Source organism: Aliikangiella marina, from assembly GCF_007004765.1.
Lineage (GTDB): Bacteria > Pseudomonadota > Gammaproteobacteria > Enterobacterales > Kangiellaceae > Aliikangiella > Aliikangiella marina.
The window spans coordinates 531,442-546,273 of record NZ_VIKR01000005.1; the positions used below are offsets into that span (position 1 = coordinate 531,442).

A 14,832-nucleotide genomic window follows, 5' to 3' on the forward strand; every position below is an offset into this window, starting at 1 on the left:
TCGATGGCTAACTTCTCTGTTGTAGATACTCTATCACTTGGCGCGCTTGCGGCGATTTCTATCCCTATTCTTATTCATCTTTTCAATCGCACTCGAGGAAAAATCGTTTGGTTCGGACATGTAGAATTAATTAAACAAGCCAAGAAAATAAAAGTTACCGAGCTTAAAGTTACTCAGTGGGTTTTATTGTTGTTACGAATATTTATATTTACTGCTTTAGCTTTATTGTTGGCGGGACTTTTTTTTAATCAGGACGCTGACATAAAAGATAGAGTTAACTTAGTTTCTCCTGAATGGGTGGTCAACTCGAATGAAGTCGACTTTAACAACTTATCAGTAGATATTGACGCAAATAGTTTTTGGCTAACGCCAGAATTCAATTCGATACCGATGGATTGGGAAGCTGCAAAGGAAAAAGCACAAGCCATTTTAGCGGATAGAAAACGGAATTTCTCCCTACAGACATTGTTGCTTGCTTGGGAAAGCAAAAGTATCTTTGCTAACAAGACACATGTTTATGCTGTGAATGACTTGGCTCAGTTTAGTTCTAGCCGTGTGGATTTAGAACGTAATTACCAATATCACTTTAAACCGACAATAGATGAAGCCGACAACAGTACCGTTCCGCTAAAAGTGATTGTGTTTTTTGATGCTAATCGCCAAATTGACCAGCAAGTCTTGGCAAGTTCATTCAAATATTTAAATGACTTAACTAATAATCGGTATATGGTCTCATTTCGTCCACTAGATAGTCTTGAGCCGAATGCATCCATTGATTCTGATGTTTTGATCTATTTAGCCGATATGGAACTTCCCCAGAATATCATTGAATATACTCAAAAGGGAGGCTATTTAATTAGTGACGGAATTACTCAAAATAGCACTTCAGGACTTCGCTTAATTAATCCGCAAGGTCGTTTGATTCGTCTTTTCAAAACAACGATAGTTGAACTTAAAGATACTCATGAGATGTTATGGCAGGATAAACTAGGCATCCCATTATTGATAGCTCATGAAGAAAACCATATTCAGTGGCTAAGTCGATTTCGTCCTGATTGGACAGATTGGGTTAAGCGGCCCAACTTTCCAATCGATTTAGAACGTTTGATCACTCGGAATATTGAATTGGAGTCCTATTCGGTTAATGAAACCGCGGTCCCACTGCCAAGACTTAACGAATTGCTCGCCGAGAACAAGCTTGATCATAAAGACGTTTTTGAGAAAAAGGAGCTTAGTCATTGGTTGTTGTTGTTGATTGCGCTATTGTGGGCAATCGAACGATGGTTATCCGAAAAACGATTCATTAAGAATAACGCAAATTTAGCTGATGATTCATCTTCTCGTGTAGGTGGTTCATTGTAATGAGTCAAAAGAGTTCGCTTGAAAATGATTTGTCTGATAATGCTTCGACTGATAGCTATAATAGCAACGGTATGAACGAAAGTACTGATTCAATTCAGGTATCCATCGATACGCTAAACTATTATCTTCGGCGTTATAAACAAAAAAAACAACTCGCCTACCTTTGTCAGGCTATTTTTTATGCCGTGACAGGCTTTGTATTGATATCGTTCCTGGATCTAGAGCCCATTCTGCAATATCTAACGGTTTCGATTATTGGGATTTTTTCCTTGTCTTTACTATTGAAGCGTCAATCATACCGCGCGATTTCACTCGAAAATTTTCTAGAACATTTAAATAGACAATTTAGCGAGTACCAAGAAAGTGCGCAGCTAGTTAATCAACCAAATGAACAACTATCGTTACTGAAACAAATTCAAAAAAAGTTTGTGTACAATCTGATTGAGAGAGATATTAGCAATGGGCAAATTAAAAAGGTTCTCCCCGCATGGCCCTGGAAAGACTTTTTAATACCTTTAGTTGCCTTGATAATTTCACTCTTAGTAAGTTGGTATGTCGTTCCAAAATTCTCATCGGAAGAATTCACTTCACGGAATAGCGAACCGGAAAAATTATCACAGCAAGACGACAAGCTGGCTCCGAAGTTAACGAGTTCACTCATTCAAATTACCCCCCCGCAGTATACTAAGCTACCGAGTATCGAGTTAGAGGACTTAAATTTAGAAATACTAGAAGGGAGTCAAGTTGAATGGTCAGTGCAGTTTAATAGTCAAAATAACAAGTCACTTCAATGGCTTTTGATTGACGCGGATAATAATCAATACGAACTCACTTTACAGGATGATGCTCGCTATCAGTTAAAACTGAATGTCCAGCAAACAACATTTTATCGATTTGGCTTTGTTGATCCGTTTTCACAACATCAAGAGCCGACGATGCTTGATAATATTTATTCTATTGCGGTTATTAGAGATCAATTACCGAAGATTAGATTAGCCGAGCCAAGCCAAACTCTCGTCGAAATTCCAAAATCTGAAGAGGCAAACTTTAACATTGAAGCACATATTGAAGATGATTTTGGAATAAATTCGGTTTCAATATTGGCGTCGGTTGCTAAAGGCTCAGGAGAGGCTGTTAAGTTTAGAGACGAGACCTTCATGTTTGATAGCTTCGAGAATTTGGGAAGTAAGTCTGTTTACAAAAAATCATGGTCGCTCAAATCTCTCGGTATGGAACCCGGAGACGAAGTGTATTTTAGTGTTATTGCGTTAGACAACAAAGCGCCTGAACCGCAAAGAAACAAATCTTCATCTGTAATTGTTCGCTGGTTAGATGATGAAATAGTGGAGACAGCTGTTGAAGGTATTCAAATTCGTTTTATACCCGAATTTTTTCGTAGCCAACGTCAAATTATTATTGAAACTGAACAACTGATTGCGGATAGGAAAGATCTTTTTCCAACGGTTTTTAAGGAAAAGTCGGTTGATCTCGGATTTTCTCAGCGGGATCTCAAGGAGAAGTATGGCCAGTATTTAGGAGATGAATTTGGAGAGGGACCTGCACCGGATTCTGTGGAAATGCATGGACTAGCGGATGGTTATCACGGCGGGGAAGATGTGGCGCAAGGAGAAGCGTCAGCTGGTTTAGCGTCCCACCTTGAACATCTTTTGGAAAAGGGTGATGGTGATGATCACGCTGGTCATAATCATTCCGATCCAGCAGGAGGTCATACCGGTGGACACGAGCATCAGCATGGCAGTGAAGATCCCTTTGGAAATTCAATGGTTGACTCATCTGATTTAAGTGGTGCCAGTGAATTAATTGCCCAGTTTGCTCATAATCATGGCAGTGCAGAAATAGGCCCTTTATCTAAACGAGATCCAAAAAGTTGGATGAAAAGAGCTGTCAGTGTTATGTGGCAAGCAGAGCTTCATTTAATGATGCATGAGCCAGAAAAGGCATTACCGTATGAGTATGAAGCCTATCAGTATTTGAAGTTGGCGAGACAAGCAGAGAAAATTTACGTAAAGCGGCTTGGGTTTGAGCCTCCGCCGGTAAAGGAATCTAATCGCCTTACCGGAGAATTAAAAGATATTCTTACTTACGAAACGTCAGTAGAAGATATTGCCGACGAAAGTGCTGATGCGTCGATAATCAGCGTGTCTTACCAAGCCTTAAATGACCCCGAGAATCGAAATAAATTATCAAAAAATGCTAAAAAGCAGTTATCACTGCTAAGAGACAGGTTGTTAGAATTGTCTGAAACACGTCCTGTATTAATTAGTTATGCGGCGACGGTTGAAAAAGTCTTAGTCGCTGACTCCCTGATTTTAAATGATTGTGATCAATGTATTGATAGTCTTCAAGCTAAATTATGGCAACTTGCCAAACGTCCAATTAGCTTACCGAATGTTCGCGGCGAGGTGCTCAAGTCTAACATTGAGAGTGCACAGGAGTTTCTAAATAATATTAATCAACTAAATTCCTTAATTCTGCAGACGAATGATGATTTAGGAGACTCTGGTCAGATAGAACGATCGGGTAGACAAGAGTCTATATTGAAGAGTGAGGTTAGAAATGATTGATCTCTATCTTTTTCATATTGCACCCTTGTCATTGAGCAAAGTGGTTAGCTTAGCAATCGTCCTGTTCGCTTTTATTTATGTATCAATTAGTTTACGTAGATCACTGAGCAATAAATCGAGAAGTTATCGGTTAGGGTTGATAGCGTTAAATTTTTTAGCGGGATTATCGCTAGCTGCGCTAATAGTCTCACCCGCGTCTTTACAGTACGCCAACACAAGTAGTTTGCTGATTACTTCACCGGATTATGATTTAGAATTACTCGAGTCAATAGACTATGAAGAAGTGTTTAAGCTCGGCGGGCACGATATTAACCTTTATCACTCCGATACTTCGGTCTCATTCGATGAAGCGTTCGATAGCGACATTCAGACTGTCCAAAATATTCAATCGCTGTTTTGGAAATTACCAGAGATGAGCAGACTCACCATTGTTGGAGACGGTCTATCACAATCGGTGCTAAACGAAATTAATCAAAGTCTCTTGCAGCCGCTTTCTGTCGCTTTCAAACCGTCAAAGCAAAAAGCAGGCTTTAGTCGAGTCAACTGGACTCAACGATTAAACCTAGGCAACTATCTTCATATTCAAGGTCTAATTCATTCAACTGATCCGCGAGTGAACAGTGTTGCGTTAATTGATCCGGCAGGAGATCAAGTGACTGAATGTAAGCTGTTGAGTGATGAGTCTTTTTCTATATCGGCTAAGCCTAGATTGGCCGGCAGACATACTTATCAAATAGTACTGAAGGACAGTAAGCAAAATGAAATAGTTCGGGAAGCTATCGATATTTATGTAGAACATTTAGCTCAAGCAAAGCTATTAGTCGTTCAATCCTCACCATCGTTTGAAACAAAGCAAATTCAAAATTGGGCCGCTGAAAATGGTGCGCAATTGATGCTGCAAACCCAGATAAGTAAAGATAAATATATTACCCGATTAACTAATATTAAAGATGTTCGTTCAAGGGATTTTACTCAGGATTTGCTCGATGAGTTTGATCTGCTAATAATGGACGGCAGAGCGTTGCTGGGATTAACCACTGAACAAAAACAAATGCTAAGAGAAGCAGTGGAGCTTGGCTTAGGTTTATTTGTTATTGCCGATCAAGAGTTAATTGATCAAAAACAAAACTTGCCAAGTTGGATGGCTCCGATTGCGATTCAACAGACAGAAGAATCGAGAGAAATGGTGCCTTATTGGAGCGATAATTTAGATGGGTTTACTGCGCCAATAGAATCTTTTATGCCAATAATAGCTGCGGATTTCATACCTGAAAATCAACTAACAGCGATCCAAACCAATATGAGAACGCTTGTGCAAGCTTCTAATGGCTGGCCGATAGTTAAGTCGCTTGATGTTGGCTTGGGTAGGGTAACAGTCAGTTTAATGCGTGAGACTTATCGATGGGTCACTAATGGTGATAGAACCAGTCACAGTCATTATTGGCAAAATGTTATTAGTAAAGCTGCTCGACCATCTGAGAGTCCTCTTGAGTTGCAACAAATATCCTATCCGTTATTTAAGGGGCAACGAACAAAGTTTTGTATTGAGTCTCGCCTACCGATTGATTCCGCCACGGTAACTTCAGCAACAATGCCAGATGATGAGCAAGTAGTGCATTTGCTAAGGGGTGAAAACACGTTATCTCGCTATTGTGGCTATTTTTGGCCAAATCAAGCTGGTTGGTATCGCGTTAATGTTAGCGTGTCAGAGAGTGATCAACACTATGAAGACTGGATTTCAATAAGCGACAATGACGAATGGTTAGCGCTCCAGCAATCTAACAAACGAAGAGATACATTGCGCTATATTCAGAAACAATCGTTATCTTCTGAACATCACAAAACTAAGATGTATCAGCCCATTAATCAGTGGATTTTCTGGTGGATATTTGTTCTCTGTGCTAGTTTAGTTTGGGCCGAGAATAAGTACATGCGAGACGAATAGCGTCAATGGGTATAACAATAATAACAAACAAGTCTACATTCAAAAATCAATAATAAAATCGAGGGTTACCTTATGAAAGCGAATATCTGGAAATACAGCAAAAGAACGCTGTTAATATTACTACTGCTGCTTAGTTTATTTTTAATTAATCTAATTTGGTTTAGACCAGTATTTATAAACCATTTCTACGAAAAAATATTCGTAGAGTTCGCTTTGCAAAATCCACAATTATTTACCGGAATGGGATTAAAACTCTATTATGGCGAACTTAATGATAACTCGCCCGAAGCGAATGAGAAAAACTATCAGCTTTTGGTGAAAGACCTACAGCAACTCAAAGAGTATGACCGAGAGAGCCTGCAAGGACAAGAAGCCCTTTCTTACGATATTTTAGAATGGTTTTTAAATAATCAAATGGACTCTCATAAATATCGATTTAATAATTATTCGGTGACTCAGAGAGGCGGTTCATATCAGGGCATAATTAATTTTATGGTTAATATGCATAAAGTTGACGATGTCGGTGATGCGGAGGATTATTTATCTCGAATCTCTCAAATTGGTCGTGTATTTGACAATACATTACTTGCGGTAAAAGAAGAGCAGGAAAACGGCGTTATACCACCGGACTTTATCATTAAAAAAATTATCGAAAATCTTCATAATATTCGAGACCCTGAATTAGCGGATAATGTTTTAGTCAAAGACTTTAACAGTAAAGTTGACGCTCTAGAGGGGGTAGATGAGGAAGAAAAATCTGCGCTTAAACATCAGATGTTGGCTCAGATGAATGATGTTGTTCAACCTGCCTATGATCGTTATATCGCTTTTTATGAAAACCTTCAAGACAATGCCACTAGTGATGCTGGGGTTTGGAAGTTTCCAAATGGAGCTGAATATTATCAGCATCGAATCACTTCGATGACAACGACCCAATATACTGCAGAAGAGCTTCACACTTTGGGGTTATCTGAGGTAGATAGAATTTTAGCGGAGATGCGAACAATCCTAGATAGTGAAGGCTATTCGGGTAAAACTGTTGGCGAGCATATGAAAGATCTGAGTGAGGAACCTCGCTTTTTATATCCAGATACAGATGAGGGACGGAGACAGATCTTAGAAGACTATCGAAAAATGATTGTCGAAATTGGTCGCGGAATGGATAAGCTTTTTGAAGTTTTACCTAAGGCAGATGTTGAAGTTAGGCGAGTACCAAAGTATCGCGAAAAAACTGCAGCCGGTGGTTCTTACCAAGGACCATCGATGGATGGTTCTCGTCCAGGTGTTTTCTACGCGAATCTCTATGACATAAAAGCAACGCCGAAGTTTAGTATGAAAACATTAGCTTATCATGAAGCGACACCGGGACATCACTTTCAAATAGCAATTAAGACAGAGCTTGAAGGTCTACCCACATTTAGAAACTTTATTGGCTTTACTAGTTACTCTGAAGGTTGGGCTTTGTACGCGGAACGACTAGCTTGGGAATATGGTTATCAAGAGGAAGCCTATGGAAATTTGGGTCGATTACAAGCGGAATTAATGCGAGCAGTGCGTTTGGTGGTCGATACCGGTTTGCATCATAAACGTTGGACGCGAGAGCAAGCGATTGATTATATGCACGCTACAACCGGTTTGGCGATGACGGATGTCGAATCGGAAATTGAGCGCTATATTGTTTGGCCTGGCCAAGCTTTGGCTTATAAAGTAGGCATGATAAAAATAATGGAGTTAAGAGAAAAATCTAAAAACGCACTGGGTGACAAATACGACATCAGAGAGTTTCATGATGTGGTATTAAAAAATGGTGCGGTACCTTTAACTATTTTAGAACGGTTAGTTGATGAATACATTGAGGGCAAACTCAATAGTTGATTCACCTATGCTCGTTTAAAAAAACTAAAAAAAAGCCTCTCTAAATTGAGAGGCACATGCTAGGAACAAAAATTAGAGGTAGTTTGGAATGACCTCTTGAGTAATTAATCAAACAACAAGCTAAGATAGGACAGAAATACCCCGGGATCATGTCAGGGAAGTTGGGAAGCCAGTCACCCGGAAAGCCAAACCGATGGCCAGTATTTCTATCGCCCTAGCGTTGAAATACTGCCAACACCAGGAAGTTGTAATTTAAAGCAATTTTAATGGAGTTTTAAGATTAGTTTCCTGCAAGTTTTAAGTGGTACTCGATTCAAAAGGCCTAAAAAATTCATCGAATAGCATAGGCTTGAAAAAGCGACATATAATTTTTGTCTAACCTCGCCAGCGAAAAAATGTGCATTATTACCTATTTTATTTAACGCGTTTTTGTCAGAATACACGTTGGCCATACCCATCATCGAAGGTGTATCAGAGTCGGTGAGTATCAAAGGGTGGTTTAAAGGGATAAGTCAGAAAAGGATTTTAGCTACGCTATAAATGGTCATACGCTGTATACGATCAAAGTTCTAGCGACCATTTTCAATATCCGATTCTCTTACCTACTCGTGTTCAATTTAATTCGGTGCCAATCGATTTTCCCCATTTTTAGATGGATTTGCACAGAATATTGAGTGATTTTTGGTCAAAAACAGCAAAATGTCCGATTTGTACCAGCTTTTGGCGGAAATTTGATAGTTAAAAAGTCGGATTGACCGTTAGGATCCAAATAATTTTAAAAACAGTTAGTTAAAACATTCAGGGATAAAATCATGAAACTCTTCTCGCGCGTTTTATTGATGGCGTTGTCAGTGCTGGTTGTAGTACCGGTATTTAATGCTTCAGCCTATGTTAGATTTGAAATTCCAGAGCTTACGCCGGTGCCGTCGACGCCGCAGAAAGTGATAGTACCAACTACAAATTCTACGGGTAACTTCACTTTAAGCTGGCAGTCTTCCTCGAATTTTACCCTTGGTTACTATCGAGTCGAGGAATCTTATAACTTCAGCTCCTGGCGCTCGACAGGCTCGAATGTGAGTCAATCAACGACGACTAAGAGCTTCACAGGTAAACTACCAGGTACTTATCGTTTTAGAGTAATTGCCTGTAACTCAGCATTCAACACTTCTGATGTCTGCAGTGGCTGGGGATACAGTGGTTATATCAATGTCTCTTCTGGCCAAACTGCGCCGAGCACGCCAGCAGTACCCTTGGGGCCTGAGTCAAGTGACAATGGCAATTATACGATTAGTTGGGTTAAGCCGTCGGGTACCGTTTCTTATTACAATCTTCAAGAGCGTTTTAATAGTGGCAGTTGGACAACCGTTGTTTCATCAAATGTTTTAAGTAAAAGCTTTTCCGGTAAAGCGCCGGGTAATTATCAGTACCGCGTCAGGGCGTGTAATTCTGCGGCATCCTCTCCATGTTCTAGTTACAGTGCGACAAAGCAACTAACCGTTAACAATCCAGAATTAATTCCAGATGCGACTTTAATCACGCCATCGGTTCCTTCCCAGCAAGCCATTGGTGCGCTAGAGGGGCAAGCTGGTGTTTCAGGTGGTGCAGCTACCTACTCTATCCCGGTTGCGGTTCCACCAGGTCGTGCCGGAATGCAGCCCAGTGTCTCAATCGGCTACTCATCGCGAGAGGGGAATGGCGTTGCCGGTATCGGTTGGAACCTTAATGTTGGCGGTTCGGTTAGTCGTTGCGCGGCAACCATGGCACAAGATGGATATGCAAGAAGTGTTCGATTAGATAACACTGACAAACTATGCCTCAATGGTCAAAAACTTGTGCTGGTTTCTGGACTTTATGGTCAAGGTGGCTCCGAGTATCGAACTGAATTAGACAGCTTTGCTCGAGTGACTTTAAACTCTGCTTCAATCGGTTCTTCTAGCAGTTGGTTTAAAGTAGAGAGCAAAGATGGCAAGGTTTCTTACTACGGTAATACCAGCAACTCAAAACACTATTTGGGTAACTCAAGTATCATAATGAGTTGGGCTTTATCAAAAGTTGAAGACCGTACTGTTAAGAAAAACAATATGATATTCACCTACTCAGAGCATGGCGTGGGTGAATACCTGATGTCAAAGGTTGAGTACACCGGGGAAAATGGTTATGCCGGCAATCGCTCGGTGACTTTTGGTTATAGTACGCGCCCTGATAAGGCTCACAGTTATATGGCTGGGTACAAGTCAGAGCAAACGAAGCGTTTGACGACAGTCAATACATACTATGCTTCGCAACTCGTTCGTAGATACACACTAAGTTATGGTGCAACGAGTTCTGCATCTGGTCGCACCTTATTGCGCTCGGTTACTGAGTGCGCGTATAAGAATTCTTCGCCAGCGTGTCTACCAGCAACGACCTTTGATTGGCATGAACCTACGCTTGGGTTTACTAATCAAATGGCTAACATTAGTGGGTTTGATGCGCGCACCAACGACCAAATTATCTTTGGTCCTGACACGGATGGTGATGGCGAGAAAACTTTAATCTATAAAAGCGGGTTACAGTTTAAGACAATCAAGCTTGATAAATCACTGAACGAAATCACAGCTAAAACCAGAGTCTCTACGGCCTATGGTGAAGGTCGTGATGACATATTTCTGAAGAATTTTTCGAGTCCACTTGCATTTTCGATTGATATTAATCGCGACGGTAAGCCCGATTATGATGCTAGCTCGAATGGTAAGAAAGCACTTATTTATGATGACGATGGTGTCTCTAAATTAGCGGTCACATCAATCCCTCAAGAAATGACTACTGAAGTTGGTGACTTAAACGGTGATGGTATCAGTGACTTCTATCGTCATTACACTGTTGGCACAAAAAATACTGACACAAGAGTTGTTGTTTACTACAGCTGTAACACTCAGCCGTTGATTACCTATTGCGACCAAGAGGAGATCTATGATCCGGTCGATGATTGGGCTGCCAATCAATTCACCGATCCAAACAAAATAGTTGCCTATATAGGGGAGACTGTAAGCGTAGCAGGCGATATTGATGGTAATGGTTTAACTGATATTTGGGTTTTAGATTACCGAGGTCACAAAACGCATCTTTTATTATTAGATCGAGTATCGCCGACAGCTAACCTCACTGTAGCGAAAACCGCAGTGAGTGCTATTAATTTTAACGTGCCCACCAATAGTGCGAGCCCACACTACCACCAGTTTCTTGATATGAATGGCGATGGTTTGCAGGATGTTTTATATCCGATCAATGATATCTGGTATTACCAAATTAATAATGGTGACGGCTTTAATTCAGCGGTTAATACAGGCAAAAATTTCAACTTAACTAGTGCTTGTCCGGTCGGTTTCCCGGGAGAAATTTGCCCTGGAAACCCACTTAGAAATGACTATCAGGATTATGGTTTCACACCCTACAACTATAAAATTCCTGATGTACCTTACGGTGCTCACTTTCGAGTGGCCGATATTGACAACGACGGACGTGACGAGTTACTGGTTCCTGGCGAGCATTTGAAAACCTACTGTATTGATCCGATTGGTTCAGCTGACGATACTATAGGGACTGAACGTAACTGTTCGTTACATGAGTTTCCTTGGTTGCAAAACCATTTAGTCCAGTGGAACTACATCGATTTTGATGAGGGTACGGCAGGAGTCTTTAGTCTAAATTTACAGTCCACGAATATCGAAGCGCGATTAAATAATTTGGCTTTTGCCGATGTTCATGGCGATGGTGTGATGGATGCATACAGTACAGTTGGTTTCACCTGGAACAACGGTCAACATGTCAACGGAACTGAAAACGGATTAAACATAGCGAGAAATAATTCAGCGCGTCCAGCAGATATGATGGTAGCAGTTGAAAATGGCCTGGGTGTTAAATCAAAGTGGAACTATAAGCCATTATCCGATTTTGTAGATTCAACTGGTGAGTTAACAATCTATGATCCAGAGCGTCTTTATGCTGACAAACATGATGATATGTTTTTATTTAGCTCATCAATGATTGTCGTTGATCAGTTTAAACAATCGAATGGTGGACCTACAGATACGCCATCATGTTCAAATGACTCATGTTTTTCAACGACTAGCTACCAATATCGAGGTGCAATCTACAATCATTTAGGTAGAGGATTCCAAGGCTTCCGTTCAATCATTGTTGATAGTCCAGCGGGTATTCGTTCGGTTACAGATTTTCATCAGAAGTTCCCACATGCAGGACAAATTGAGACCGTTAAAACCTGTTTAACCTCGTCTAACGATGACACTTGTTCTATCTCGAAACTTTCAGAAACACAAATGGGCTATGCCAAGATAGATACAACTGGTCGCGGCACCTACTGGACACCAACCGCTAAGTCGATTGCTTCGACTTATGAATTAAATGGTGGAGAGCTAGTTTCTCAGAAAACTAGTTATATTGGATTATCGGATCCAGGCGCGTTATCAACGCAAATGAGTATCAATAGTTTGGAAGCTGAGTTTGCATACGGCAATATCAAGCAGTCGACGAGTAAAGTAGATTCAGGCTTTGGTGTTAACGAAACGCAAACGGTGAATACTTTTTATTCGCCAAGTACCAGTGTGTGGTGGATTAATAAATTAAAATCCACGGCGGTGACAACCAAAGCGCTAAGTTCGGGAACTACCCAAAATCCTGTTTATAACTCAAGCTTAGATGGCAATAAAACGGTCACGAGTTATATTGATCAATATGATTCGCAAGGCAGTCGCTTACCGTCAACCACGCGAACAGTTCCAAGCTCGGGTAAGACATCAAAAGTAATTTCTGTTTACAACAGCTATGGTCTACCAACTTCGGTCACAAGCCAGGCGGATGGACAAAACAGAACCGTAACCACTAGCTACTCAAGCGATAACTATTTTGTGGCTAGTGTCACCAATATAGACGGAACAGATTACACTAATTCCAATCCAACTCATGGCCAACCGAATTCAACGACTGATATTAATGGTTTGGTAAGCTATTTTGACTATGACAACTTTGGTCGTATTGAAAAGGCAACGCCACCGAGTGGCACCGGTCAGCCAGTTTACACACGATTTGCTTCGTGTAATCAAGGATGTGATGGGATCAGTGACGCAAAACTGGTTTACAAAGTAACCTCTTACTCCGCGGGGACGCCACAAAGTAGCGCTTATAAAGATAAGTTTAATCGTACCCTTTACACCAGAACTCAAGGTTTTGATGGTTCGTCAATTTATACGAACGTTCGCTATGATGAGTTAGGGCGTAAATTATTTGAGTCAGTGCCTTCTCGCTTTGCAAATGGGCTTTATGGTACAGAGTACTTACAATATGATGTGACTGGTCGATTATTGCGTAAAGTTGTTGATCAAACAGCGGGTCAAACCTTGGATGTTCAATATGCTTACGGAGCCTCCGCTGGTTCTTCTTTGTCGCCCTATCGAACTCGGATTGTGGTTAATAACGATCAACCGATGTATCGCACATACAGTGGCACCGGACAGCTAATGCGAACGACTGATGCCAAAGGCGGTGTCACGCGTTATGCCTATGATGGTATGGGAAATCCAATTGTCCTCAATGATGCGGCAGGGTCATCAATTACCGCGACTTATAATGCATTGGGGCAAAAGCTTTGGGTGAATGATCCTAACATGGGCCGTAAGGATTTTTCCTACACCGGTTTTGGCGAAGTAGAGTGGGAAACTGATGCGGAGAACAATACTTACTATTATTTTTATGACGGTTTAAGCCGGTTAACACATCGATATTTAAATGGAACGACGTCAAGTCAATTGGAAGCTTCATTTAGTTTTAATACTGCGGCATGTAAGGCTGTACCGAATTCAGAAACGCGTCATGACTTACCAAGCGGTGAAAACTTCTCGCGTGTTTATCAATATGACGATTATTGTCGCCCAACAGGTACTGTCACTAATATTGACGGCGATACCTTTGAATCAACGGTTTTTTATGACGGTAATTATGGACGAGTGAAAGGTAAGCAATATCCAAATGATTTGGTGGTTGCTTATGAGTTCAATAGTTATGGATACAACAATCGAACTAAAAATGCACTAGATAACACGGTTTATCGTCAAATTACTGCAATGGATGATTGGGGTAATTGGACTGAAGCGAGTATGGGTGTTTATAGCCGGGTCAGTCGCCAGTTCCATGCACAAACGGGTCAAATGAAACACTCGAAGCTAAAACGCTATTCAAGTGAGCGTCAATCGGTGGTTTACGATAGCTATGATGCTTACGGTAACTTAACCAAGCAAACGGTTGGGGGATACGGCGGTAGTACTTACTATGTTGATAGTGAGACTTATGGTTACGATGAATTGCATCGTTTAATTCGTTCGACGTTGAGCTTATCAGGTGCAACTCAACCTTACGTTGAATATGGCTACGATGCTGTCGGCAACATTAAGTTTAAAACCGATTTTTCTAGTGCCTCTACAAGTGCATACAGAGTTGGAAATGTTGCTAAAAATGCAGGCGGAAACGCTGGACCTAATGCGGTCCGCCAGGTGCTAATGAAAAACGGAAGCTACCGGAATTATCTGTACGATAATAACGGTAACTTAGAAAACGATGGTGTGCGCAATATTAAGTACAACGCGTTTAACAAGCCAACGCAAATTACGGTCGCTCAAAATAGCCGGTTACATCCCAGTGACAGCAGTACTAGTCCAGGGGGAACTTTGCGGTTTAGCTATGGCGCTGATCAAATGCGCTATAAGCAAGTTAAAACTTCCGGCAGCAATACAACGACGACAATATATATCGACAAAGAGTACGAGCGAGTAACTGAAAATGGTCAGACAACGCACAAGGCTTATGTTGATGATATCGCAGTGGTGAGTCAGGCTGCTGGTTCAAGCTCTAAAACGACAACTTACTTCCATCGTGATCGTTTAGGTTCAATGATTGCGACGGTAAATAGTAGTGGTTATGTGATTAAAGGTCACAGCTATGACCCATTTGGTAAACCGCGCGACCAGCGAATGCGAGATAATGCTTATAGTCAGGTCAGTACTAACATACTTA

General features: G+C 41.0%; 5 protein-coding genes. All 5 read left to right on the forward strand.

What is annotated here, in order from left to right; genetic code table 11:
* Nucleotides 1–3 precede the first annotated feature (3 nt).
* On the forward strand, nt 4–1,362 hold the full coding sequence (locus FLL45_RS19570; RefSeq protein WP_142943740.1) for a BatA domain-containing protein: 1,359 nt from the start codon (nt 4–6) through the stop codon (nt 1,360–1,362).
* On the forward strand, nt 1,362–3,947 hold the full coding sequence (locus FLL45_RS19575) for a DUF4175 family protein (protein WP_142943741.1): 2,586 nt from the start codon (nt 1,362–1,364) through the stop codon (nt 3,945–3,947). Before FLL45_RS19570 ends, FLL45_RS19575 begins: the two co-directional genes overlap by 1 nt.
* Complete coding sequence (locus FLL45_RS19580; RefSeq protein ID WP_142943742.1) at nt 3,940–5,892, forward strand: hypothetical protein; 1,953 nt, start codon at nt 3,940–3,942, stop codon at nt 5,890–5,892. The genes FLL45_RS19575 and FLL45_RS19580 overlap by 8 nt, the downstream gene beginning before the upstream one ends.
* Before the next feature lie 72 nt (nt 5,893–5,964).
* Nucleotides 5,965–7,767 (forward strand): DUF885 domain-containing protein, encoded by a 1,803-nt coding sequence (locus tag FLL45_RS19585; protein ID WP_142943743.1) that lies wholly within the window; start codon nt 5,965–5,967, stop codon nt 7,765–7,767.
* Between the two features lie 812 nt (nt 7,768–8,579).
* Nucleotides 8,580–14,832, forward strand: a 6,253-nt coding sequence (locus FLL45_RS19590) for a SpvB/TcaC N-terminal domain-containing protein (protein ID WP_142943744.1), incomplete at its 3' end; no start/stop codon positions are given.

Bases quoted from the DNA above. Each gene is read 5' to 3' on its own strand.
- FLL45_RS19570 (WP_142943740.1), top strand. From the start codon at position 4: ATGGCTAACTTCTCTGTTGTAGATACTCTATCACTTGGCGCGCTTGCG.
- FLL45_RS19575 (WP_142943741.1), top strand. From the start codon at position 1,362: ATGAGTCAAAAGAGTTCGCTTGAAAATGATTTGTCTGATAATGCTTCG.
- FLL45_RS19580 (WP_142943742.1), top strand. From the start codon at position 3,940: ATGATTGATCTCTATCTTTTTCATATTGCACCCTTGTCATTGAGCAAA.
- FLL45_RS19585 (WP_142943743.1), top strand. From the start codon at position 5,965: ATGAAAGCGAATATCTGGAAATACAGCAAAAGAACGCTGTTAATATTA.